The 23,118-nt window shown below is 71.0% G+C and carries 20 protein-coding genes; 14 read left to right on the top strand and 6 right to left on the bottom strand.

The features are described 5' to 3' along the window. Window positions 1–199: 199 nt before the first annotated feature. The 8 genes from BKK80_RS23070 to speE all read left to right on the top strand — a co-directional run bounded on the left by BKK80_RS23070 (window position 200) and on the right by speE (window position 9,191). Window positions 200–1,369 (top strand): acyl-CoA dehydrogenase family protein, encoded by a 1,170-nt coding sequence (locus BKK80_RS23070; protein ID WP_071039480.1) that lies wholly within the window; start codon window positions 200–202, stop codon window positions 1,367–1,369. A gap of 16 nt (window positions 1,370–1,385) precedes the next feature. After that, window positions 1,386–2,579 (top strand): CaiB/BaiF CoA transferase family protein, encoded by a 1,194-nt coding sequence (locus BKK80_RS23065; protein WP_071071459.1) that lies wholly within the window; start codon window positions 1,386–1,388, stop codon window positions 2,577–2,579. A gap of 247 nt (window positions 2,580–2,826) precedes the next feature. Continuing rightward, window positions 2,827–4,209 carry an MmgE/PrpD family protein gene (locus tag BKK80_RS23060; protein WP_071071456.1) on the top strand — a complete coding sequence of 461 codons (1,383 nt, stop codon included), beginning with the start codon at window positions 2,827–2,829 and terminating at the stop codon, window positions 4,207–4,209. Between the two features lie 17 nt (window positions 4,210–4,226). Continuing rightward, a complete protein-coding gene (locus BKK80_RS23055; RefSeq protein ID WP_071021799.1) occupies window positions 4,227–5,069 on the top strand; it encodes an HpcH/HpaI aldolase/citrate lyase family protein in 843 nt (280 codons plus the stop codon). A gap of 56 nt (window positions 5,070–5,125) precedes the next feature. After that, window positions 5,126–5,989 carry an HTD2 family dehydratase gene (locus BKK80_RS23050; protein ID WP_071016755.1) on the top strand — a complete coding sequence of 288 codons (864 nt, stop codon included), beginning with the start codon at window positions 5,126–5,128 and terminating at the stop codon, window positions 5,987–5,989. A gap of 97 nt (window positions 5,990–6,086) precedes the next feature. Continuing rightward, window positions 6,087–7,076, top strand: coding sequence for a Bug family tripartite tricarboxylate transporter substrate binding protein (locus BKK80_RS23045; protein WP_071016757.1), 990 nt, complete (start codon window positions 6,087–6,089; stop codon window positions 7,074–7,076). 106 nt (window positions 7,077–7,182) lie between these two features. Next, window positions 7,183–7,680: a MaoC family dehydratase gene (locus tag BKK80_RS23040; RefSeq protein ID WP_071016759.1), complete on the top strand. Its 498-nt coding sequence runs from the start codon at window positions 7,183–7,185 to the stop codon at window positions 7,678–7,680. A 239-nt stretch (window positions 7,681–7,919) separates the two neighbouring features. After that, window positions 7,920–9,191 carry a polyamine aminopropyltransferase gene (gene speE, locus BKK80_RS23035; protein ID WP_071071454.1) on the top strand — a complete coding sequence of 424 codons (1,272 nt, stop codon included), beginning with the start codon at window positions 7,920–7,922 and terminating at the stop codon, window positions 9,189–9,191. A 160-nt stretch (window positions 9,192–9,351) separates the two neighbouring features. On the opposite strand, the gene BKK80_RS23030 is transcribed toward speE, so the two are convergent. The 3 genes from BKK80_RS23030 to BKK80_RS23020 form a co-directional block, all read right to left on the bottom strand. Continuing rightward, window positions 9,352–10,317, bottom strand: a complete 966-nt coding sequence (locus BKK80_RS23030; RefSeq protein WP_071016762.1) for a Bug family tripartite tricarboxylate transporter substrate binding protein — start codon at window positions 10,315–10,317, stop codon at window positions 9,352–9,354. Window positions 10,318–10,476: 159 nt separating this feature from the next. After that, complete coding sequence (locus BKK80_RS23025) at window positions 10,477–11,997, bottom strand: class I adenylate-forming enzyme family protein (RefSeq protein ID WP_071071452.1); 1,521 nt, start codon at window positions 11,995–11,997, stop codon at window positions 10,477–10,479. 97 nt (window positions 11,998–12,094) lie between these two features. Next, complete coding sequence (locus BKK80_RS23020) at window positions 12,095–13,099, bottom strand: tripartite tricarboxylate transporter substrate binding protein (protein WP_071016766.1); 1,005 nt, start codon at window positions 13,097–13,099, stop codon at window positions 12,095–12,097. Between the two features lie 315 nt (window positions 13,100–13,414). On the opposite strand from BKK80_RS23020, the gene BKK80_RS23015 reads away from it, so the two are divergent. The 5 genes from BKK80_RS23015 (at window position 13,415) to BKK80_RS22995 (ending at window position 17,668) form a co-directional block, all read left to right on the top strand. Further along, on the top strand, window positions 13,415–14,614 hold the full coding sequence (locus BKK80_RS23015) for an acyl-CoA dehydrogenase family protein (protein WP_071016768.1): 1,200 nt from the start codon (window positions 13,415–13,417) through the stop codon (window positions 14,612–14,614). Window positions 14,615–14,628: 14 nt separating this feature from the next. After that, complete coding sequence (locus tag BKK80_RS23010) at window positions 14,629–15,756, top strand: acyl-CoA dehydrogenase family protein (RefSeq protein ID WP_071039473.1); 1,128 nt, start codon at window positions 14,629–14,631, stop codon at window positions 15,754–15,756. 144 nt (window positions 15,757–15,900) lie between these two features. Then, window positions 15,901–16,584 (top strand): nitrile hydratase subunit alpha, encoded by a 684-nt coding sequence (gene nthA, locus BKK80_RS23005; protein ID WP_071071450.1) that lies wholly within the window; start codon window positions 15,901–15,903, stop codon window positions 16,582–16,584. Beyond that, a complete protein-coding gene (nthB, locus tag BKK80_RS23000; RefSeq protein ID WP_071071448.1) occupies window positions 16,581–17,243 on the top strand; it encodes a nitrile hydratase subunit beta in 663 nt (220 codons plus the stop codon). Before nthA ends, nthB begins: the two co-directional genes overlap by 4 nt. Beyond that, window positions 17,240–17,668, top strand: coding sequence for a nitrile hydratase accessory protein (locus tag BKK80_RS22995; protein ID WP_083384252.1), 429 nt, complete (start codon window positions 17,240–17,242; stop codon window positions 17,666–17,668). Before nthB ends, BKK80_RS22995 begins: the two co-directional genes overlap by 4 nt. A gap of 376 nt (window positions 17,669–18,044) precedes the next feature. On the opposite strand, the gene BKK80_RS22990 is transcribed toward BKK80_RS22995, so the two are convergent. The 3 genes from BKK80_RS22990 to BKK80_RS22980 all read right to left on the bottom strand — a co-directional run bounded on the left by BKK80_RS22990 (window position 18,045) and on the right by BKK80_RS22980 (window position 21,796). After that, complete coding sequence (locus BKK80_RS22990; protein ID WP_071016774.1) at window positions 18,045–18,677, bottom strand: DUF3313 family protein; 633 nt, start codon at window positions 18,675–18,677, stop codon at window positions 18,045–18,047. Between the two features lie 731 nt (window positions 18,678–19,408). Then, a complete protein-coding gene (locus tag BKK80_RS22985; RefSeq protein WP_071040412.1) occupies window positions 19,409–20,947 on the bottom strand; it encodes an acetolactate synthase large subunit in 1,539 nt (512 codons plus the stop codon). An 81-nt stretch (window positions 20,948–21,028) separates the two neighbouring features. Continuing rightward, a complete protein-coding gene (locus BKK80_RS22980; protein ID WP_198173427.1) occupies window positions 21,029–21,796 on the bottom strand; it encodes a GntR family transcriptional regulator in 768 nt (255 codons plus the stop codon). A 274-nt stretch (window positions 21,797–22,070) separates the two neighbouring features. Between BKK80_RS22980 and BKK80_RS35790 the strand changes: the two genes are divergently transcribed. Beyond that, entirely contained in the window at window positions 22,071–23,066 is a 996-nt protein-coding gene (locus BKK80_RS35790) for a helix-turn-helix domain-containing protein (RefSeq protein WP_162287355.1), read from the top strand. Window positions 23,067–23,118: the final 52 nt, after the last annotated feature.

Below are 23,118 nucleotides of genomic sequence, written 5' to 3'. Positions count from 1 at the left end.
GACAAGGCGCGCATGAAGCGGGGTCAACCCTAGGCCGCCCTGGTTGCCCTGGTTGCCCTGTTTGCCCTGGTTACCGCCCCGGGAACGGCAGCAGAATTCCGGCTCCCCTAAGCCGCTCTTTCGCAAATCCGAATTTCGGCGCCGGAACCCCTCGGGAATAATGGCCGCATTCCCTCTCCAGCATCGAATGCATCCGCCCATGGCTGCCGCAGCGGTACAAGACCAGAGCTATCCCGATATCCGCGAAGCCGTGCGCGGCCTGTGCGCCGGCTTCGACTCCGCCTACTGGCAGCGCGTGGAAGAGCAGAACGCCTTCCCCGAGGCCTTCGTGCAGGCGCTGACGCAAGCCGGCTGGCTGTCGGCGCTGATCCCCGAGGCCTACGGCGGCTCCGGCCTGCCGCTGAGCGCCGCCTCGGTGATCATGGAGGAGATCAACCGCTCCGGCGGCAATTCCGGCGCCTGCCACGGCCAGATGTACGTGATGGGCTGCCTGCTGCGGCACGGCTCGGAAGCGCAGAAGCGCCGCTGGCTGCCCGCCATCGCCTCGGGCGAGCTGCGCATGCAGTCGATGGCGGTGACCGAGCCGACCACCGGCACCGACACCACCAAGCTCAAGACCACCGCGGTGCGGCGCGGCGACAAGTACGTGGTCAACGGGCAGAAGGTGTGGATCTCGCGCGTGCAGCACTCCGACCTGCTGCTGTTGCTGGCGCGCACCACGCCGCTGGACCAGGTCAAGCGCAAGTCCGAGGGCCTGTCGGTGTTCGTGGTCGACCTGCGCGAGGCGTTCGGCCGCGGCCTGACCGTCCGCCCCATCCGCAACATGGTCAACCACGAGACCAACGAGCTGTTCTTCGACAACCTGGAGGTGCCCGCCGAGAACCTGGTCGGCGAGGAAGGCCAGGGACTCAGGTACATCCTCGACGGCCTCAACGCCGAACGCATCCTGATCGCGGCCGAGTGCATCGGCGACGGCTACTGGTTCACCGAGCGCGCCAGCGGCTACGCGCGCGAGCGCGTGGTGTTCGAGCGCCCGATCGGCCAGAACCAGGGCATCCAGTTCCCCATCGCGCGCGCCTATTGCAACGTCGAGGCCGCCAGCCTGATGCGCTACAAGGCCGCCGAGCTCTTCGATGCCGGCCAGCCCTGCGGCAAGGAAGCCAATATCGCCAAGCTGCTGGCCGCCGACGCTTCCTGGGAAGCGGCCAACGCCTGCCTGCAGACGCACGGCGGCTTCGGTTTCGCCGCCGAGTACGACATCGAGCGCAAGTTCCGCGAGACGCGCCTGTACCAGGTGGCGCCGATCTCCACCAACATGATCCTGTCCTACGTGGCCGAGCACGTGCTCGAACTGCCGCGTTCGTTCTAAGCCCCCCTACCCTGACATGACAATTCCCGGCATCCGCCCCCTCGACGGCATCCGCGTGGTTTCGCTGGAGCACGCCGTGGCCGCGCCCTTCGCCACCCGCCAGCTGGCCGACCTCGGCGCCAGCGTGATCAAGATCGAACGGCCCGGCGCGGGCGACTTCGCGCGCGGCTACGATGAAACCGTGCACGGCCAGGCCTCGCACTTCGTCTGGCTCAACCGCGGCAAGCAGAGCCTGACGCTGGACCTGAAGCAGGAGGAAGCGCAGGCCGTGCTGCACAAGCTGCTGGCCGAGGCCGACGTGCTGGTGCAGAACCTCGCCCCCGGCGCCGCCGCGCGCATGGGCCTGGACTTCGACACCCTGCACGGCCGCTACCGCAAGCTGATCGTGTGCGACATCTCCGGCTACGGCGACTCCGGTCCCTACCGCGACAAGAAGGCCTACGACCTGCTGATCCAGGCCGCGGCCGGCCTGATCGGCATCACCGGCAGCGCGGAAGAACCCTCGCGCGCCGGCATCTCGATCGCCGACATCGCCGCCGGCATGTATGCCTACAGCGGCATCCTGTCCGCGCTGCTGCAGCGCGGCCGCACCGGCGCAGGCCTGCGCGTCGAGGTCACCATGCTCGAAGCGCTGGCCGAGTGGATGAACTACGCGCTCTACTTCGGCCACTACGGCGGCACGCCGCCGGCCCGCTTCGGCGCCTCCCATCCGGCCATCGCGCCCTACGGCGTGCACCGCACCGGAGGCGGCGGCAGCGTCATCTTCGGCCTGCAGAACGAACGCGAATGGCAGGCCTTCTGCGACAAGGTGCTGGGCCAGCCTGAACTGCTGCAGGACGAGCGCTTCGCCAGCAATTCGGGGCGCGTCAAGCACCGCGACGCGCTCACCGCGCTGATCGAGGCGCGCTTCGCCACGCTGAGCGTCGGCGAGGTGGAAGCGCTGCTGGATGCCGCGCAGATCGCCAACGCACCGATGAACGACATCGAAGCGGTCTGGAACCACCCGCAGCTGGCCGCGCGCAAGCGCTGGCGCGAAGTCGGCTGCCCCGGCGGCCCGATCGGCGCCCTGCTGCCGCCCGCCAACCTGTCGGGCGTGGACCCGGTGATGGGCGACGTGCCGGCGCTGGGCGCGCACACGCGCGCCGTGCTGGCGGAGCTGGGCTATGGCGTGGCACAGATCGACGACATGATGCAGCGCAAGGTGGTGTGACGGGCAGGCGGGCGTGCGCGGGAACGCAGCGTCGACCGCCAGGTTTTCGCCCCGCTCACACTGGTGGGAGTGGGGTGCGGGTGAGGACGGGCGCCAGCGCGGAGTGAACACCGTCGTACCGGCGAAGGCCGGCCCTCTCTCCCACACCAGCATATGCCCCCTTCCGCTTGTCCCCGGAAGCCGGGCCGCAGACAGATCGCAGGACACAGTGCAGCACCCGAACAGACAACCCTCCTCCGGAGCCGGCATGAGCCAACCCGCAGACCATTCCTACCCGACCCGCCAGCTGTGCGAGTTCCTCGCGCGCTTCACGCTGGCCGACGTGCCCACCCCGGTGGTGGAGCGCACCAAGGACCTCTTCCTCGACTGGATCGCCTCGGCCATCGCCGGCAAGGATGCGCCGGCCGTGCGCCGCATCCAGGAGTTCGCCGCGGCCATGGGTCCGCAGCAGGGCGACAGCGAAGTCTTCGTCGACCGCCGCCGCACCTCGCCCTACTTCGCCGCGCTGATCAACGGCGCGTCCTCGCACGTGGTCGAGCAGGATGACGTGCACAACAGCTCGGTGCTGCATCCCGCCGCCGTGGTGTTCCCGGCCGTGGTGGCCGCGGCCCAGGCCGAGGGCAAGAACGGCGCCGAGGTGCTGCTGGCCTCGATCGCCGGCTACGAGGCCGGCATCCGCATCGGCGAGTTCCTCGGCCGCTCGCACTACCGCATCTTCCACACCACCGGCACGGTCGGCACGCTGGCCGCCGCCGCTGCGGTGGCCAAGCTCTACGGCCTGGACGCCGAGGGCATCAACCAGGCGCTGGGCTCGGCCGGCACGCAGGCCGCCGGCCTGTGGGAATTCCTGCGCGACGCCGCCGACTCCAAGCAGCTCCACACCGCCAAGGCGGCCGCCGACGGCCTGCAGTCGGCCTGGCTCGCCCGTGCCGGCTTCACCGGCGCGCGCCAGATCCTCGAAGGCGCGCAGGGCATGGCCGCGGGCATGTCGAGCGATGCCGACCCGTCGCGCCTGACCGACGGCCTGGGCACACGCTGGGCCACCGCCGAGACCTCGTTCAAGTTCTTCGCCTCCTGCCGCCACACCCACCCGGCGGCCGATGCGCTCAAGGCGGTGATGGTGCGCGAAGGGCTGCGCGCCGAGGACATCGCCAGCGTCACCGCGCACGTGCACCAGGGCGCCATCGACGTGCTCGGCCCGGTGGTCAACCCGGTCACCATCCACCAGGCCAAGTTCTCGATGGGCACGGTGCTGGGCCTGGTGGCCGTGCACGCGCACGCCGGCCTCGGCGAATTCGAGGACCACGCGCTGCAGGACGCCAAGGTGGCGGCCTTCCGCGCCAAGGTGGCGATGGCGCTCGACGACGAGATCAACAACGCCTACCCGCGCCAGTGGATCGGCCGCGTGACCGTGCGCACCACCGACGGGCGCACGCTGGAAGGCCGCGTCGACGTGCCCAAGGGCGACCCTGACAACACGCTGTCGCGCCCCGAACTGGAGGCCAAGGCGATCCAGCTCGGCGCCTTCCGCCACGGTGCTTCCGAGGCCGAGATGCGCGCCATCATCGCGCGCGTGTGGGCCCTGGAAGCCGCCCCCGACGTCAAGGACTGGCTGCCCGCCGCCCGCTGATCCATCGCGCCATGTCCATGCAGAACGCCATTTCCTACCTGTTCGTGCCGGGCGACCGTCCGGAACGCTTCGACAAGGCCGCCGCGGCCGCCCCCGATGTGATGGTCCTCGACCTCGAGGACGCCGTGCATCCGGACGCGAAGCCCGCGGCGCGCGAGGCCATCGCCGCCTGGCTGGCCACACGCGGCCCCGGCCCGGCCGCCCTGGTGCGCATCAATGACGCGGCCTCGCCGGCCTTCCCGGCAGACCTGGCCTGGCTGCGCGCGCTGCCGGCCGGCACGCGCCTGGCCGGCCTGATGGTGCCGAAGGCGGAAGACGCCGCCGCGCTGGCCGGGATCGCCGACGCCCTGCGCCAGATCGCCCCGCAAGGCACGCTGGTGGCCATCATCGAGACCGCGCTCGGCCTGCATCGCGTGGACGAGGTGGCGGCGGCCGACGGCGTCGCGCGGCTGGCCTTCGGCTCGCTCGACTATGCCGTGGACCTGGGCTGCGCCCACGTGCGCGAGGCCCTGGCCCATGCGCGCGCCCGCATCGTGCTGGCCTCGCGCGTGGCCGGGCTGGCCCAGCCGGTGGATGGCGTCACCACCGCGCTCAAGGACGAGGCCGTGCTGGCCGACGACGTGGCCTACGCGCGCGCGCTGGGCTTCGGTGCCAAGCTGTGCATCCATCCGGCGCAGCTGCAGGCGGTGCGTGCCGGCTTCCTGCCCACGCCCGAGCAGGCGGACTGGGCGCGCCGCGTGCTCGCCGCCACCGCCGCCGGCAGCCATGCGGTGCAGGTCGACGGCAAGATGGTCGACCGTCCGGTGATCGAGCAGGCCAAGCGCCTGCTGGCCCTGCTGTCCGCGCCGGCCTCCAGCTGACCGCCACCCACCTACCGGGCCGCGCTCGCGCGCGGCCCTCTCCACAACCGACCGCCATGACCCAAGACAGCCCCCTCGAACACCTGCGCCAGTGGATCGGCCGCAGCGAAAGCCGCACCGAGACGCTCGCCCCCGAACCCGTGATCGGCCTGGCCGCCACGCTGGACCTCGACGGCGACGCCATCGTGCGCGGCGCGCTGCCGCCGTTGTGGCACTGGCTCTATTTCCTCCCGCGCGCGCCCCAGCACGAGATCGGCGGCGACGGCCACCCCGCGCTGGGCGGCTTCATGCCGCCGATGCCGCTGCCGCGCCGCATGTGGGCCGGCGGCGAGCTCGCGTTCAAGCGTCCGCTGCGCGTCGGCGACACCGTCACGCGCACCTCCACCATCGCCGACGTCCAGCACAAGTCCGGGCGCAGCGGCGAACTGTGGTTCGCCACCGTGGAGCATGACCTCACCGTGGACGGCGAAAGCGTGCTGAGCGAACGCCAGGACCTCGTCTACCGCGCCATGCCCGAGCCGGGCCAGCCCCTGCCGCCGCGCCCGCGCCTGCAACACGCGCCGCGCTGGCAGCGCAGCCTGCACGCCGACCCGGTCATGCTGTTCCGCTTCTCGGCACTGACCTTCAACGGCCACCGCATCCACTACGACCACGACTACGTGCGCGACGTGGAAGGCTATCCCGGCCTGGTGGTGCACGGCCCGCTGCAGGCCGTGCTGACGCTCGACCTGCTGGCGCGCGAGCAGCCGCAGGCGCGCGTGGCCCGCTTCGGCTTCCGCGGCGTGGCGCCGCTGTTCGACCACGACACCGTCACCGTCGGCGGCACGCCCGATCCGGACCGGCCCGGCCGCGTCGTGCTGTGGACCGGCGACGACACCGGCGGCCAGGCGATGGAAGCCTGGGCGGAGCTGGCGGGCTGATCGCCCCGCGCCAGCCGGCGCACCGCGCCATGCCCCCAGAACAAGCGCGCGGGCGCCGCGATAACAGGGCAAGCCAATGCACAGGAGGAGACATCCGATGACAGCAGCACGCTTCACCCTGCGCACGGCCCGGACGGCCGGCGCAGCGCTTGCCATGGTCCTGGCCTGCGCCCCGGCGGCAAGGGCCGAGGGACAGCCGGCCTACCCCACGCGCCCGCTCACGCTGATCGTGCCCTACGCCCCGGGCGGCACCACCGACGTGGTGGCACGCCAGTTCGCCCAGTCGCTGCAGGGCGCGCTCGGCCAGAGCGTGGTGGTGGAAAACAAGCCGGGCGTCGCCGGCACCATGGGCGCGCTGGCGCTGCGCCAGGCAGCGCCAGACGGCTATACGCTGTCGCTGATGCCTGTCACGGTCTTCCGCCAGCCCTTCATCCAGAAGACCGCTTTCGATCCCGCGCGCGATTTCACCTACCTGTCGCGCATCACGGGCTACATCTTCGGCGTGGTGGTACGCGCCGACTCGCCCTGGCGCGGTTGGGCCGACTTCCTGCGCGACGCCCGTGCGCGCCCCGGCGGCATCAGCTATGGCTCGCCGGGCCAGTACAGTTCGCCCCATGTCACCATGCTGGAGCTGGCCGCCAAGGAAAAGCTCGACGTCAACCACATCCCCTTCAAGGGCGATGCCGACTGCCTGAACGCGCTGATGGGCAACCACGTCCAGCTGTGCGCGGCCGGCAGCGCCGCTGGAGCGCTGGTCGATGCCGGCAAGCTGCGCTGGCTCAACCTGTGGACCGCGCAGCGCTCGCCGCGCTGGCCGGACGCGCCGACACTGCGCGAGCTCGGCTACGACATGGTTTCCAGCTCGCCCTACGGCGTCGCCGGCCCCAAGGGCATGGCACCGCAGGTGGTCGCCGTGCTGCAGGACGCGCTGCGCCGGGCCACCGAGGACCCGCGCTACCTCGCCACGCTCAAGCGCATGGACCAGGAACCCATGTATCTCGACAGCGCGGCCTATACCCGCTTCGCCCTGCAGCAGATCGCCGAGGAGAAAGCGCTGGTGGAACGGCTCGGCATCCGCGCCGATTGACGGCGCAAGCCCCCCGGCGGCCGGACGCCCCTGCGCGCCCCGCCGGTCTCCGCCCGCGCCGGCCCCGGCGCGGCCCACACTTCACGCTTCCGGACCGCCACGCAGCATGAGCACCGCCCCGACCGACATCCCCTTCGACCCGCGCGCCCACCGCCTGTGCGAATCGCGCTACTTCGACGACTTCCGTCTCGGCGAGCGCTTCGTGCTGCCGTCGCGCACCATGACCGAAGCGCTGTTCGCCGCCTTCCAGCTCGCCAGCGGCGACAACCACCCGGTCCACTACGATGCCGAGTACTGCCGCGCGCGCGGCATGCCGCACATGCTGGCCCACGGCTACCAGGTGCTGATCCAGACCGCCGCCGGCGCCGGCCTGTTTCCGCACATGGTGGAGGATTCGCTGATGGGTTTCATCGAGCAGCGCAGCCGCTTCCTGCATCCCGTCTTCGTCGGCGACACGCTCTACGCCGCGCTGGAAGTCTGCGAGCTGTCGCCCAACCGCAGCACCGGCGTGCTGGCGCTGCGCAGCACCGTCCATAACCAGCGCGGCGAGCTGGTGATGGATGGCGAGCAGCGCTACCTGCTGCGCAAGCGCCCGGCCGGCTGAACCGGCATGAGCGCCGGCGGCGGGAAATTTCACAATTCCCGTACATCGGCTGGCTACCCCAGGCTTCGCCGGCTATACTGCGTCGTTCTCCGGCGCGGGGATCCTCCCCTCCCCGCGACACCGTGCCGGGCGGCGCGTGCCCTCTCCTCCCCGAGGAACGCGCGCCGCCCGACACCATCCGGCCCGCCGGCCCGCCAGCCTGGCCTCGGGCCGCCCTGCACAGGAGGACGCTCACCGACATGCATGGCCTGCACCTCACCGCGGATCTCTACGGCTGCCAGTGCGACCCCGCGCTGCTGACCGACGAAACGGCGCTCGCCGAACTGTGCCGGCAGGCCGTCGCCGGCGCCGGCCTGAGCCTGGTGGCGCAGAAATACCACCCCTTCCCGCGCTGGCGCGGCCAGCCCGGCGGCGTCACCGGCGCCTGCCTGCTGGCGGAATCCCACCTGGCGGTGCACACCTGGCCCGAGCGCGGCGGCGTCACCCTCGACGTCTACGTCTGCAACTTCTCCGCCAACAACTCGCCCAAGGCCGAGGCCCTGCTCGACGCGCTGCTGGTCGCCTTCGCGCCCGCGCAACAGAGCACCAACCGCATCCTGCGCGGCAGCGACGAGCCGCAGGACAACGCCAACGAACTGCTGCTGGAGTGGCTGAACGCGGACTGCGCCTACGGCTTCCGCGCCACCCGGCGGCTGGAAACGCTGCGCTCGGCGCACCAGTTGCTGGAGGTGTTCGACACCCCGCAATGGGGCCGCCTGCTGCGCATCGACGGCCGCTACATGACCTCCGAGCGCGACGAGTTCTTCTATCACGAACCCATGGCCCATGCCGCCGCGCTGGCGCACCCGGCGCCGCGCAGCGCGCTGGTGCTGGGCGGCGGCGACGGCGGCTGCAGCGAGGAACTGCTCAAGCATCCCGGCCTGGAACGGCTGGTGCTGGCCGAACTCGATGCCGAAGTGGTGCGCCTGGCGCGCAAGCACCTGCACGCCATCCATCGCGGCGCCTTCGAAGATGCGCGGCTGGCGCTGCGCATCGGCGACGGACTGGCCTATATGGAGGCCCAGGCGGCCGACCCGCAGGGCGAGCGCTTCGACCTGATCGTGCTCGACCTGACCGATCCCGACACGCCCGCGCATCCGCTCTACGGCGAGACGGCGCTGCGCGTGGCCGGGCAACTGCTGGCGCCCGGCGGCGCACTGACCCTGCACATCGGCTCGCCGGTGTTCCAGCGCGAGCAGGTGGCGCGCCAGCTCGCCCTGCTGGGCCGGCTCTTCGCGCACGTGCGCCCCTTCGGGCTCTACGTGCCGCTGTACGGCTGCTACTGGGGCATGGCCTGCGTCTCCGATACGCTGGACCCGCTCGCCGTGCCGGCGGAGACCATCGACGAGCGCATCCGCACGCGCGGCATCGGCGCGCTGCGCTACTACAACGGCGCCGTCCACCAGGCCCAGTTCGCGCTGCCGAACTTCTATCGCGAGCTGCTGCCGGGGCAAGGCACCCCCACCTGCTGAACGGCACACGCCCGCCGCGCGCCGCCCAAAAAAACGGGGCGGGACCGGCCAGCCGGCCCGTCCCGCCCCACGCCTAAGCTGGTGGCAAAGGCCCCGCCCGCGGCGGGACCCTCCTTGCGGTCATGCAGTCATGCGGTCACGCGGCCATCGGATCACGCGCTCATTGCGTCTCGATCCCGGCTGTCTTCACCACCTTGCCCCACAGCGCCAGCTCGCGCTGGATGCGGTCGGCCAGCGGCTTGGGACCGGTCACGTCGAGGTCGTAGCCGACTTCGCTCATGCGGTGCTTGAACTCCGGCACCTCGCCGACGGCCTTCTGCGCGGCCACCAGCTTGTCGACCACCTCGGCCGGCAGCTTGGGCGGGCCGACCAGCGCATACCAGCCGGTCAGGTCATAGTCCTTCAGGCCCGACTCGATCAGCGTGGGCACGTCCGGCAGCGCCGGGTTGCGCGTGCGCGAGGTCACCGCCAGCGCGCGCACCTTGCCGCCCTGGATATGGCCGATGGCGGTGCCGGTGATGTCGAACATGAAGGTGACCTTGCCGCCCATCACGTCGGTCATCGCCGGCGCGTTGCCCTTGTAGGGCACGTGCAGCATCTTGACGCCGCTCATCTGCGCCAGCAGTTCGGCGGACAGGTGGTTGGAGGCGCCGATACCGGCCGAGCCGAAGGAAACGCCATCGGGATGCTTGCGCGCGTACTCGACCAGCTCCTTGACGTTCTTGGCCGGGAAGTCCTTGTTGATCACCAGCACGTTGGTGTAATCGGTGATCAGCCCGATGTAGCTGAAATCCTTGGTCGGGTTGAAGTTCACCGTCTTCTGGATCAGCGGCGTCATGGTCATGGTCGGGCTGGCGACGAAGTACAGCGTGTAGCCGTCCGGCTTGCCCTTGGCGGTCAGGTCGGCGGCGATCGCGCCGCTGGCGCCGGCACGGTTGTCCACCACCACCGGCTGCTTCAGCACGCGGCCGAGCTGGTCGGCGTAGATGCGTGCCGCGGTGTCCACCGGGCCACCCGGCGCATAGCCCACCAGCAGCCGGATCGGCCGGCTCGGGTAGCTCTCCGCCCAGGCACTGCCCTGCACGATCGTCAGCAATGCCGCTGCCGCGGCCATCCATCGCTTCATCTGTCTTCTCCTTTGATGTCCTTCGGGTCTTGTACGGTTCCCTGCGGTCTCCGCGGTCTGTGCGCGTTGCTGCGGGAACTCGTCGGGGCGCCGGCGGCACGCTTGCCGCCGCGCTGCTTGCCGCTCTTGTCGTCGGCTCGTCGGCTCGTCGGTTCCGTCTCAGCCCAGCAACGCCCGCAGCGGCTGCTTGAGCAGCTTGCCGCTGGCGGTGGTGGGAATGCTGTCGATCACGCGGATCTCGGCCGGCCGCTTGTAGGGCGCCAGGTTCTCGCGCAGGTAGGCATCGAGCGCCGCCTGGTCCGGCACGGCACCTTCCTGCGGCTCGACGAAGGCCACCACTTCCTCGTTGCCGTCGGCGGCCGTGCGCCCGACCACCGCCGACTGCCGCACGCCCGGGAAGGCGTTGATGACGGCCTCGACCTCGATCGGGTAGACGTTGAAGCCCGAGCGGATGATCAGGTCCTTGGAGCGCCCCGAGATGAACAGCGCGCCGTCGTCCGCCAGGTAGCCCAGGTCGCCGGTATTGAGCCAGCCGCCGGGCAGCAGCGCCTCCGCGGTCTGCTCCGGGTTGCGGAAGTAGCCGGCCATCACGCCCGGGCCGCGCACGCGGATCTGGCCGCGCCCGCCCGCCGGCAGCGGCTTGCCTTCGCCGTCGGTGATGGCAATCTCGACGCCTTCGACGATGTAGCCAGCCGAGCAGTCGGCACGCGGCGCTTCCATGCGGGTGATGAACAGCGAGCCGGCGTACTCCGTGATGCCGTAGCCATGGTGCAGCGGCTGCCCGAACCATTGCTCGACCTCGCGCTTGAGGGTGGGATCGAGCGGCGCGCCGCCGGTGTACAGGTAGCGCAGGCGCGGATAGCCGCCGGCCGGGTGCGCGCGCCCGGGCGCCACCGCCATCAGCCGCGTGAACATGGTCGGCACCCCCTGCAGGATGGTGATGCCGGGCTCGGCCAGCGCGTCGAACACCTCGCCGGCATCGAAGCGCGGCCGCAGGATCAGGCTGGCGCCCGCGTACAGCGTGGCCATCAGCACGGTGGCGATGCCGAAGATGTGCGACATCGGCAGCGCGCCGTAGGCGATGTCGGCCGGCCCCAGCTCGCGCGAGGTGGCCGAGATGCGGGCGAAGTGCGTCAGGCCGGCATGCGGCACCATCACGCCCTTGGGCGCGCCGGTGGTGCCCGAGGTGTAGATCAGCGTCGCCACCTGGCGCGCCTCCTCCGCCGCCACGCGCTGCGGCACGGTGGCGGCGCGCAGCACGTGCATGCCGGCATGGAACACCGGGCAGCCGCTGGGCTGCGCGCCCAGGCGCTGCCCGTGCGCCGCCGCCACCTCGGAGACGTGGCCGGTGAAGAAGGTCAGCAGCGGCTCGGCATGGGCGCGGATGGTGTCGATCTCGCGCGCCGACAGGCGGGCGTTGACCTGGATCGGCCAGGCGTGCAGCGCGCTGCAGGCGAACAGCATGACCACCATCTCGTTGCAGTTCTCGCCGGCCACCAGCACCCGGTCGCCCGCGCCCACGCCTTGCGCCGCCAGCCAGTCGCGCGCGGCCTCGATGCGCCGCCACAGCTCGCCGTAGCTGACGATGCCGCCGGCCTCGCGCAGGCAGGGCGCCTGCGGTGCCTGCACGGCCCAGTGGCGGGGAATCTCGTGGATGAACTCGGGACGGAAGGACGACATGGTGCTCCGGGATGGCAAGGATGCGTAAGACAGGGCCGGGATGGCCGGCGGGTATTCAGTCGATGCAGTTCAGTCGGTGCGGCTCAGCCGGCTCGGTTCAGTCGGCACGGATATGGGCCGAGCGGATCAGCCCGTCCCACTTCTCGTACTGCGTGCGCATATAGGCGCCGAACTGCTCCGGCGTGGAGGGGAACGGCACGGTGCCCTGCTGAGCCAGCCGCGCGGCCAGGTCGGGCTGGCGCAGCGAGGCCACGATGTCGGCATTGAGGCGATCGATCACCGCGCGCGGCGTCCCGGCCGGCGCCGCCACGCCGAACCAGGCGGTCAGCTCGTAGCCCTTGACGCCGGCCTGCGCCAGCGTCGGCACGCCCGGCAACTGGTCGGACGGCCGCTCGGTGGTGACGGCCAGCGCGCGCACACGGCCTTCGCGCACGAAGGGCAGCGCGGTGGAGATGCTGTCGAACATCATGGTGATGCGCCCGCCCAGCAGGTCGGTCATCGAGGCGGCGCTGCCCTTGTAGGGCACGTGGCGGATGTCGACGCCGGCCAGGTGGGTGAACAGTTCGCCGGCCAGGTGCGAGGACGAGCCGATGCCGAAGGAGCCATAGGTCAGCTTGCCCGGGTCGCGGCGCGCGAGCGCCAGCAGTTCGTCGATATTGCGTGCCGGCACCGACGGATTGACCACCAGCACATTGGGCAGGTAGGCCACCGAGGCAACCGGGGCGAAATCCTTGAGCGGGTCGTAGCCCGGCTTGTCGTACAGGCTCTTGTTGACCGCCAGCGAGCCGAAGGTGCCGAACAGCAGCGTGTAGCCGTCGGCCGGCGCGCGTGCCACCGCCATCGCCGCGAGGTTGCCGCCGGCGCCGGGCCGGTTGTCGATCACCACCGACTGGTGCAGGCGCGCCCCCAGCGCATTGCCGATCTCGCGCGCCAGCAGGTCGGTGGCGCCGCCCGGCGGGAAGGGCACGACCAGGCGCAGCGGCTTGTCGGGGTAGGAGGCTGCGGCGGGCGCGGCGGCATGTGACGCCGCAGGCAGGCCGCCTGCGGCCAGTGCCAGCAGCGAGATTCCCAGCGCCAGCGCGCGAGAGGTCCAGCGGGCCATCGGTTTGTCTCCAGGTTGCGCGCTCGTTGCGGCGCGTCATGTCGTCATGCCCTCGGCTGCGGCACGGCATGCCCCGTCGGGGAGGCACCGCCGCAGTGTGCGGCAGGGCCTGCCCCCTTGCCATTCCGATTTGACTAAGGCCACCTTTGGCCTGGACGGAAGCGCCCGTCCCGCAAGGCCTGGCGGGCGATGGTTTCGCTGCTGCGAAGAGGCGCTTTGCCATTGCGGAAGAAGCGAACGGCACGCCGCCCATACAATCGGCCCACCATGGCGAGACGGCCTGCGCGCCGTCTCCGACACTCAGGGGACAAGCAGATGGATTTGCGTTTCACCGCTGCGGAACAGGCGTTCCGCGAGGAAGTGCGCGGCTTCGTGCAGGCCAAGCTGCCGGCCGATATCCGCGCCAAGGTGCTGGGCCACCAGCGCATCGAGAAGGACGACTACGTACGCTGGCACCGTATCCTGCACGCGCACGGCTGGGGCGCGCCGAGCTGGCCGAAGCAGCACGGCGGCACCGGCTGGAACGCGCTGCAGCGCCTGATCTTCGAGATCGAGGCCTTCCGCGCCGGCGCGCCGCGCCTGCTGCCGTTCGGCCTGACCATGATCGGCCCGGTGCTGATGAAGTACGGCAGCCCCGAGCACCAGGCCCGCTTCCTGCCGCGCATCCCGACCGTCGAGGACTTCTGGTGCCAGGGCTATTCGGAACCTGGCTCGGGCTCCGACCTGGCTTCGCTGAAGACGCGCGCGGTGCGCCGCGGCGACAAGTTCATCGTCAACGGCCAGAAGACCTGGACCACCATGGCCCACTTCGCCGACTGGATCTTCTGCCTGGTGCGCACCGACCCCGAGGCCAAGGCGCAGGAAGGCATCTCGATGCTGCTGATCGACATGAAGTCGCCCGGCGTGACGGTGCGCCCGATCAAGACGCTCGACGGCGGCCACGACGTCAACGAGACCTGGTTCGAGGACGTGGAAGTGCCGGTGGCGAACCTGCTGGGCGAGGAGAACCGCGGCTGGACCTACGCCAAGTACCTGCTCGGCCACGAGCGCACCGGCATCGCCGGCATCGGCCACTGCAACCGCGAGCTGCGCCAGCTCAAGCACTACGCCAGCCTGGCCACCGATGGCGCCGGCCGTCCGCTGATCGAGGACGTGCGCATGCGCGACAAGATCGCCCGCATCGAGATGGACATCATGGCGCTGGAGATGCTGCTGCTGCGCGTGGCCACCGCCGATGCAGCCGGCCAGGGCCCCGGTCCCGAAGCCTCCATCGTCAAGATCCGCGGCTCGGAGATCCAGCAGGACCTCGCCATGCTGCAGATGGAAGTGGCCGGCCCCGACGCCTGGCCCTATGCGCCGGAGTGGCTCGAGCCAGGCGCCACCCAGCCGGTGGCCGGCCCCGACTGGGCCGCGCCCGCCGCCTCCACCTACTTCGACATGCGCAAGACCACAATCTACGGCGGCGCCACCGAGGTGCAGAAGAACATCATCTCCAAGATGATCATCGGATTCTGAAGGAAGCAGCGCACATGGATTTCACCTACAGCGAAGAACAGCGGATGCTGGCCGACAGCCTGCGCCGCTTCATCGATGCCGAGTACGGCTTCGAGGCGCGCCGCAAGAGCGCACGCGGCGGCGGCAGCCTGGACCGCGCGGTGTGGAAGGGCCTCGCCGAGATGGGCGTGCTGGGCCTGACCATCGACAGCGAATACGGCGGCTTCGGCGAGGGCGCCACCAGCCAGCTCGTGGTGCAGCGCGAACTGGGCCGCGGCCTGGTGCTGGAGCCGGTCACGCCCAGCAGCGTGATGGCCGCGGCGGTGCTCGGCGCCTACGGCAGCGCCGCGCAGAAGCAGGACTGGCTGCCCGCCATCGCCGCCGGCGAGCGCATCGTCACGCTGGCCTACCTGGAGCCGGGCACGCGCTACCGCCCCGAGGCGGCGCGCGCCAGCGCCAGCCGCAGCGGCGGCGGCTACGTGCTCAACGGCACCAAGAGCCTGGCCTGGCACGGCGAGGCGGCCGATGCCTTCCTGCTGACCGCGCGCGTCGCCGGCAGCGACGAGATCGCCCTGTTCCTGGTGCCGCGCGACAGCGCCGGCCTGAGCGTGAGCGGCTATCCGACCATGGACGGCCTGCGCGCCGCCGACGTGAAGCTGGCCGACGTGGCCGTGCCGGCCGACGCCCTGGTGGGCCAGCCGGGCGACGGCCTGGCCGCGCTCGACCTGGGCCTGTCGCACGGCATCGCGGCGCTGTGCGCCGAGGCCGCCGGCGCCATGGAAAAGCTGATCGAGATCACCGCCGAGTACCTGGGCACGCGCCAGCAGTTCGGCAAGCCGCTGGCCGCCTTCCAGGCGCTGCAGCACCGCGTGGCCGACATGCTGGTACAGAAGGAGCTCGCCATGTCGATGGCCTACGTCGCCGCCCAGGCGCTGGACGAGGCCGACCCGGCGCAGCGCCGCCGCATGCTCTCGGCCGCCAAGGTCACGGTGGCCAAGGCCGGCCGCTTCGTCGGCCAGCAGGCGGTGCAGCTGCACGGCGGCATGGGCATGACCGACGAGCTGGCGGTGGGCGACTACTTCAAGCGCCTGACCATGATCGACCCGCTGCTCGGCGACAGCGACTACCACCTGCAGCGCTATACGCAGGTGATGGCGGCCTGACGGCCTGACGGCGCCCGCGGCGGGCCGGGAGGGCAGCGGCATGCACGCCGCGCCCCCCTTTTCCCCCTCCCCCGCGCCGATTGCCATCGGCGCGGGCCGGCACCATACTGTGCGCTATCGCCATCCCACCCGGGCGGGTTTCCGATGAGCCACGCGCACGACCATGACCATGAGCACGATCACGCCGATGAGAATGATCACGACCACGGCGGCAGCCCGCTCGCCGAGATGGACCTGCGCGTGCGCGCGCTGGAATCGCTGCTGGTCGACAAGGGCTATCTCGATCCCAAGGCCCTCGACGTCCTGATCGAAACCTACGAGAAACAGGTCGGCCCGCACAACGGCGCCCGCGTGGTCGCCAAGGCCTGGGCAGAACCGGCCTACCGGCAATGGCTGCTGGCGGACGCCACCGCGGCCATCGCCTCGCTCGGCTACAGCGGCCGCCAGGGCGAGCACATGCAGGTGCTGGAGAACACGCCCGCGGTGCACAACCTGGTGGTCTGCACCCTCTGCTCGTGCTACCCGTGGCCGGTGCTCGGCCTGCCGCCGGTCTGGTACAAGTCGGCGCCCTACCGCTCGCGCGCCGTCATCGATCCGCGCGGCGTGCTCGGCGATTTCGGCGTCTCGCTGCCGGCCGACACCGAGGTGCGCGTGTGGGACTCCACCGCCGAACTGCGCTACCTGGTGCTGCCGATGCGGCCCGCGGGCACCGAGGGCTGGGACCAGGCGGCACTGGCCGGGCTGGTCACGCGCGATGCCATGATCGGCACCGGCGTGGCGCTCGCGCCGTCTTCCATCGCCACGCAGGCGCCGGGAGCACGGCCATGAACGGCGCCCAGGACCTGGGCGGCATGCAGGGCTTCGGCCCGGTGCGCCCCGACCCCGACCCGCACCCCTTCCATGCCGACTGGGAACGCCGCATGCTGGCCATCACCGTGGCCATGGGTGCCTGCGGCAAGTGGAACCTCGACGCCTCGCGCGCCGCGCGCGAAAGCCTGCCGCCGGCGCAATACCTGTCCAGCAGCTACTACGAAATCTGGTTCGAGGGCCTGAAGCGGCTGCTGCTCGCCAATGGCATGGCCACGCCTGCGGAGATCGAGAGCGGCAGGCGCCAGGTCGAGCCGGTGCCGGTGGCGCGCGTGCTGGCGGCCGACCAGGTCAGCGCGGCGATGCTGCGCGGCGGCCCCAGCGAGCGCCCCGCCCCCGGGCCGGCACGCTTCGCCGTCGGCGATGCGGTACGCACGCGCCAGCTCCACCCGGCCACGCACACCCGCCTGCCACGCTACTGCCGCGGCCGGCGCGGACACATCGTCAGCGTGCATGGCGCCCATGTCTTTCCCGACACCAACGCCATCGGCCAGGGCGAGCAGCCCCAATGGCTGTACACGGTGCGCTTCGAGGCCGCGGAGCTGTGGGGCACGGACACCACGGCATCGTGCGTGCACGTCGACTGCTGGGAACCCTATCTGGAAGCGGTGGACGCATGAAGCCAAGCGAACTCGACACCCTGCGCGCCAGCCTGCCCGACCTGCCCTGCGGCAGCGAAGGCCCCGTGTTCGGCGCGCCCTGGCAGGCGCAGGCCTTCGCCATGACGCTGGCACTGCACCAGCGCGGCGCCTTCACCTGGAGCGAATGGGCGGCACACCTGAACCGCGCCATCCTCGACGCCCAGCAGGCCGGCGACCCCGATCTCGGCGACACCTATTACGAGCACTGGCTGACCGCGCTGGAACGCATCAGCGCCGAGAAGGGACTGGTCACCGACGGCATGCTCGAACAGCGCCGCCAGCAATGGGATGCGGCCGCGCGGCGCACGCCACACGGACAGGCGATCGTGCTAGATGCGCCAACACCGATCGCCAAGCACACGGTCTTGGCTCCCTCTCCCCGCATGGGGAGAGGGCGGGGGTGAGGGGTGGTTCAGCAAGGCGCCACATCCAGCGAAGCCAACGGTGTGGTCCAGCACGCGAGCGCCCAGGCGAAGCCGTCGGTGTGATCCAGCCCACGAGCACGGAAACGAAGCCTTCGGTGTGATCCAGCCCGCGAGCACGGAAACGAAGCCTTCGGTGTGATCCAGCCCGCGAGCACGGAAACGAAGCGGATGGTGTGATCCCAGCCGCCACGGCACAGCCAGCGCCTGCCCTCTCCCCCGGCCCCTCTCCCGCAAGCGGGAGAGGGGAGCAAACCAGCGCGAGGCGATTGCCATCGCACTGGACGAAGCCGACGAGATACGCCAACGCCAATCGCCAAGCGCACGGTCTTGGCAAACCGGCGCGGGGCAAACCCCTTCAGCTTCCGCTTGCCGCCGTGGCGCAGGCCTGCTTGTCCCAGCTGCCACAGCGCGCGGCCCAATCGACGAGGGCCTCCTTCAACCGTTCATAGCGCGAGAATCCGCTCAGGATGCTGGTCACATCGCCGCTAAGGCGTTCCGTGCGGCGCGCCTGGACGGTGCCGTCGGCATCGGTGAAGGTCGCTTCCAGCGTCACGGCGCCGGTATCCAGCGGCAGGAACAGCGCGGCGGCCGAAAGCACGTTCAGCGCGGGGCTGACCGGCTGGACATCGTACAGCGCGACATCCATGCGCAAGGCGTTCTTCGCCGGCGCGGCCGGCGTACCCGACGTACCCGGCGCGGCCGACGTCTTGGCGAGTTGCTCGGCCAGGGCCGCGCGCAGCGTCTCGTAGCCGGCCTGGTCCTGGTCATCCAGCTGCGCGGGGCGGCGGATGTCGATGCGGCCGACTGCCAACCCGTCATAGCGCGCCGGGCTGAAGCCCGGCCGGCTGGCGAGGTGGAGCGTGCGGCTTTGCGTCACGAGCGACAGGGTACCGGCACTGCCGGCAGCGCCGGTGTCCGGCGGTGGCAGGCTGGCACAGGCCGAAAGACCGAGCGCGAGAAGGATGGCACTGAGGGTTTTGCTGGACATGCGGCATTCCTTTCAAGGTGAAAGACAAAATCGGCAAAGCGTTGATAACGCCCTGCCCGCTGCCGGCGCGTCGCCGGATGGCGCGCGCACGCTGCCGCACAGCCTGGCCGGTAAGGCCTGGCTGCGTGGTGGCAATGGAATACGGCGAGAAAGACCTGGCGCCCTGAATCAGGAATACCTTGACTCAGTCCGCCGACGAGCCGCGCGCTGCCTTCCTGGCCCGGTGCGGCCTCTCGACAGCCTTGATGCTTCGACGAATCAAGACCCGGGCCACAAGGCAGGCTGCAAGCGGGCTAGAGGCGGACTACAGGCGGCCCGACGACCGGCGCCCGGCCCCCGTCCCGGCGCGGCCAGCGGTGAACTGCAATCACCAGGCGAGCGGGCAAGGGCATAACGCGGCGTATGTTAGCGGGCGGCTGGCGCGACTGACAATTGGATTTATTGATTTTAAAAAATATTTTTCCGATTGATTGACAGACACAATAATGTCTGTACAGCCTGCAGCCGAATAAAAGGGAAAATAAATTAATCAGGAAATATAAACCGGGCGGCTTTGCACACAGCTTCCGGTGATTATCAATGCTACCTTTTGTCGCAGGGGGGATGCAGGCAGGGTGTGGTGGAGTCCGACCGGGGCGGAGCGGCCGGCGGCAGCGCAGGGGAGCGCTGCCGCCGGCAATACCCGGGGCCGCGGGGCAGAATGCCGCGCCGGCAAGCGGACGGCCGCCGCTTCAGATCACCAGTTCGATCAGGAACGGGCCCTTGCGCTGGTTGGCCGAGCGGAACAGGTCGGCGAAGCTCTCCATGTCGGCCGCGCGCGCGGCTTCCACGCCCATGCCGTTGGCCAGCTTGACCCAGTCGAGGTCAGGATTGCCCAGGTCCAGCATGTCGAGCGCGGTCTTGCCGGGGTTGGCGCCGACGCCGGCCAGCTCACCCAGCAGGATGGCGTACTTGCGGTTGGCCAGCACCACCACGGTGACGTCGAGCCGCTCGCGCGCCATGGTCCACAGCGACTGCAGCGTGTACATGCCGGAGCCGTCCGCCTGCAGCGCCACCACGCGCCGTCCGGGCACGGCCACGGCGGCGCCGGTGGCCAGCGGCAGGCCGTCGCCGATGGCGCCACCGGTGAGTTGCAGCCAGTCGTGCGGGGCCGCGTGCACGGTGCCGGGATAGAAGGCACGGCCGAAGCTGACGCTCTCCTCCACCACCACCGCCTGTTCGGGCAGCAGCGCGGTCAGCGTCTGCGCCACCGCTTCCGAGGTCACCGCGCCGCGCGCGATCTCCGCGCGCGGGCCACCGGCCGACGGCTGCACCTTGGGCGCGCCGAGCTCATCCGCCAGCCGCGCCAGGGCTTCGCCGAGGTCTTCCTCGGGACGCGCCAGCACGTGGATGACCGCATCCTCGGGATAAGGGCGCGGCGACTGGCCGGGATAGGCAAAGAAGGTCACGGGCGGCGGCGCGCCGACCAGGATCACGTTGCGGATGCCGGCCAGCCTGGTGCGCGCCGCCTCGCCCGAATAGGGAATGCGCTCGACGGCGAGACGGCCGCGCCCGCGCGCCACGCGCGCGTTCGACATCGGCGTGATCAGGCGCGCGTCGGTGGCGGCGGCGATGCGGTGCGCATCGGCCAGCGCGGCCTCGCGCAGCGCCGCGCCGGCGAGCACGACCAGCGTGGGCTGACCCGAACGCAGCACGCGCGCGGCCTGCTGCACCGCATCGGGCGAGACCTTGGGCACCGGCAGGTCGGGCAGCGGGGCGGCCACGCGGCCACCGGCGTCCCAGCACACGTCGGAGGGCAGCACCAGCGTGGCCACGCCGCCCGGCGCGCCACGCGCGGCCTGCACCGCGGCGGCAGCGTCGGCGCCGACCGAGGCGGCGCGGGTGGCGGTGCGGGTCCAGACCGAGACCGGGCGCGCCCAGCCTTCGGTATCGGCGGTCAGCGGCGCATCGAGCGGACGGTGATAGGTGGCCTGGTCGCCGACGATATTGACCACCGGCGTGTTGGCCCGGCGCGCGTTGTGCAGGTTGGCGAGACCGTTGGCCAGGCCGGGGCCGCAGTGCAGCAGCGTCGCCGCCGGCTTGTCGGCCATGCGCGCGTAGCCGTCGGCGGCGCCGGTGACCACGCCCTCGAACAGGCCGAGCACGCAGCGCATGCCGGGAATGCGGTCGAGCGCGGCGACAAAGTGCATCTCGCTGGTGCCGGGGTTGGCGAAGCAGGTGTCGACGCCGCTGGCCAGCAGGGTCTTGACCAGGCTTTCGGCGCCATTCATCGGTTCGTTGGTGTCCATGTTGTTCTTGCGGTGGTAGGTGGGAGGGAGGAAAAGCCAAGCGCGGCCGGGCGCGAACGCGCCTCAGGGGCGTGCGCCCCCGGGATCGAGCAGGTCGAAATCGAGGCAGACATACTCGGTCGGGAATTCGATGCGGGCGTAGTAGACGATCACGTCGTCGACGCAGGCATAGCGCCGCAGTTCGGCCAGCGGCGCACCCACCGGCAGTTGCAGCCGGGCGGCGGAGTCGGCGCCGGCGGCGACGATCTGCAGCCGCTGGCGGGCGGCGTTCACCTGCAGCCCCGGGAAGCGGTCCAGCACCGGCACCGAGGCGCCCTGGCGGAAAGCCTCCGGGTCGCGCGCGAACACGCCCGCCTCGATGAACACCTCGCCGATGGCGAAGGGCCGCCCCTGCTGCGTGTGCAGGCGGCGCAGGAAGCGGTAGGCCGGGGCACGCGCGGCCGCGCACGGCATGCCGAGCTCGGCCGGCAGGGCCACCTCGCCGTCCGACTCATGCAGCGCCTGCGTGGCCAGCCGCTCGCCCACCGCCACCGCCTGGTGCCAGCTGGTCGGCAGGTTCAGCGGCCGCCGTTCGCGGCAGCGTGCCTTGACAAAGGTGCCCTGCCCGCGCGCCCGCTCGATCAGCCCCTCATCCTCCAGCACGGAGAGCGCGTTGTGCATGGTCATGCGGGCCACGCCGAACTGCCGGCTCAGCGCATCGAGCGAAGGAATGCGCTGCGCCAGTGCCCACTCGCCGCTTTCGATGCGGCGCCGGAAGATGGTGGCGAGCTGCAGGTAGACCGGTTCGCGGCTGCGCGACAGCAGGTCGTTGGCGGGTGGTTGCGGCGGCAAGGGATGGTGGCCCGGGATGGCGTGGTGTGGTGCGGCGTGGCGCGGCCCGGCGCGGAACAGCGTCCGCACCGCAGCCCGGCAACTCCGGATGACCCCTCACTCTATTAAGGTCTACATACCTAGACCACTAGGGTTAACCGCAGGACCGGCCCGCCGGCGCGGCGGCGGGCTCCGCACTTGTTCCCATTGTCCGAACCCGGGGCATGCATTAGGCTGGGCCTCCCCCTGGCACCCGCGCGGCCCTCCCGCACCGCCGCCGGCTACTGGAGACGCGATGCAGCCCCTTGACCCGATGCCGTCGCCGCATGCCACGCGCCTGACCGTGTCGAGCTTCGACCAGTGGCGCGAGATCATCGACACCCGCTTCCTGCCGCTGGACTATGCGCGCGAGTCGCACGGCCGCTTCCACTGCGAGGTCAGCTACGCCCGCTTCGGCGCCTGCGCGGTGGCGGACATGCAGGTCAGCGCGCACCGCGTGGCGCGCCTGCGCCGGCATGCCGAGGACTCCGATGCCGGCTTCTTCAAGGTCTTCTGGCAACTGCACGGGCGCAGCCGGGTGGCGCAGCGCGAGCACCAGGCCGCGCTCGATCCCGGCATGTGGACCCTCTACGACACTGCCCAGCCCTACAGCATCGAACTGGACGACGGCGCCCGCGCGATGGTGCTGCTGGTGCCGCAGGACCAGGCCTACGGCTGGCGCGACGCCGCCACGGCGATGGGCGGCCAGGCGCAGCGCGGCGAGGGCGCAGCGCGCATCGCCATGTCGGCGCTGGGCGCGCTGCTGCACGACAGCAGCACCGGCCATCCGCTCGACGCCCACGCGCAGCGGGTGCTGCAGGACTCGGTGGTGGCACTGATGGAGACGGCCCTGCGCAGCGGCGGCAGCGGCGGCGGCGGCGGCCAGCCCGCGCTGGCGCCCTCGCGCGCCGACGAAGCGCGCCTGCAGCGCATCCACGAACTGGTGGACGCGCGCCTGCACGAGCCCGAGCTGTCGGCCCAGCACCTCGCGGCCGCGCTCAATATCTCCCGCCGCACGCTCTACAACCTGTTCCGCGAGATCGGCCAGACCCCGCACGCCTATATCCAGTCGCGCCGGCTGCGGCAGGCCGCGCTGCGGCTCGCGCAGGACGGCGGGGTGCAGCGCAGCATCACCGAAGTCGCCTTCGCGCTCGGCTTTGCCGACGCGGCCCACTTCAGCCGCGTGTTCCACGAGCGCTTCGGCATGAGCCCGTCGCAATGGCGCCAGCGCCACGCCGCCACGCGCGCCTGAGGTGGCACGCACGGCGCGCGGGCATCGTTGCACGCAGCGGCAAGCGGTGTGC

It is taken from the genome of Cupriavidus malaysiensis (assembly GCF_001854325.1).
Lineage (GTDB): Bacteria > Pseudomonadota > Gammaproteobacteria > Burkholderiales > Burkholderiaceae > Cupriavidus > Cupriavidus malaysiensis.
The sequence above is the reverse complement of the archived record's forward strand: the minus strand, read 5'-3'. Positions and strand labels throughout refer to the sequence as shown.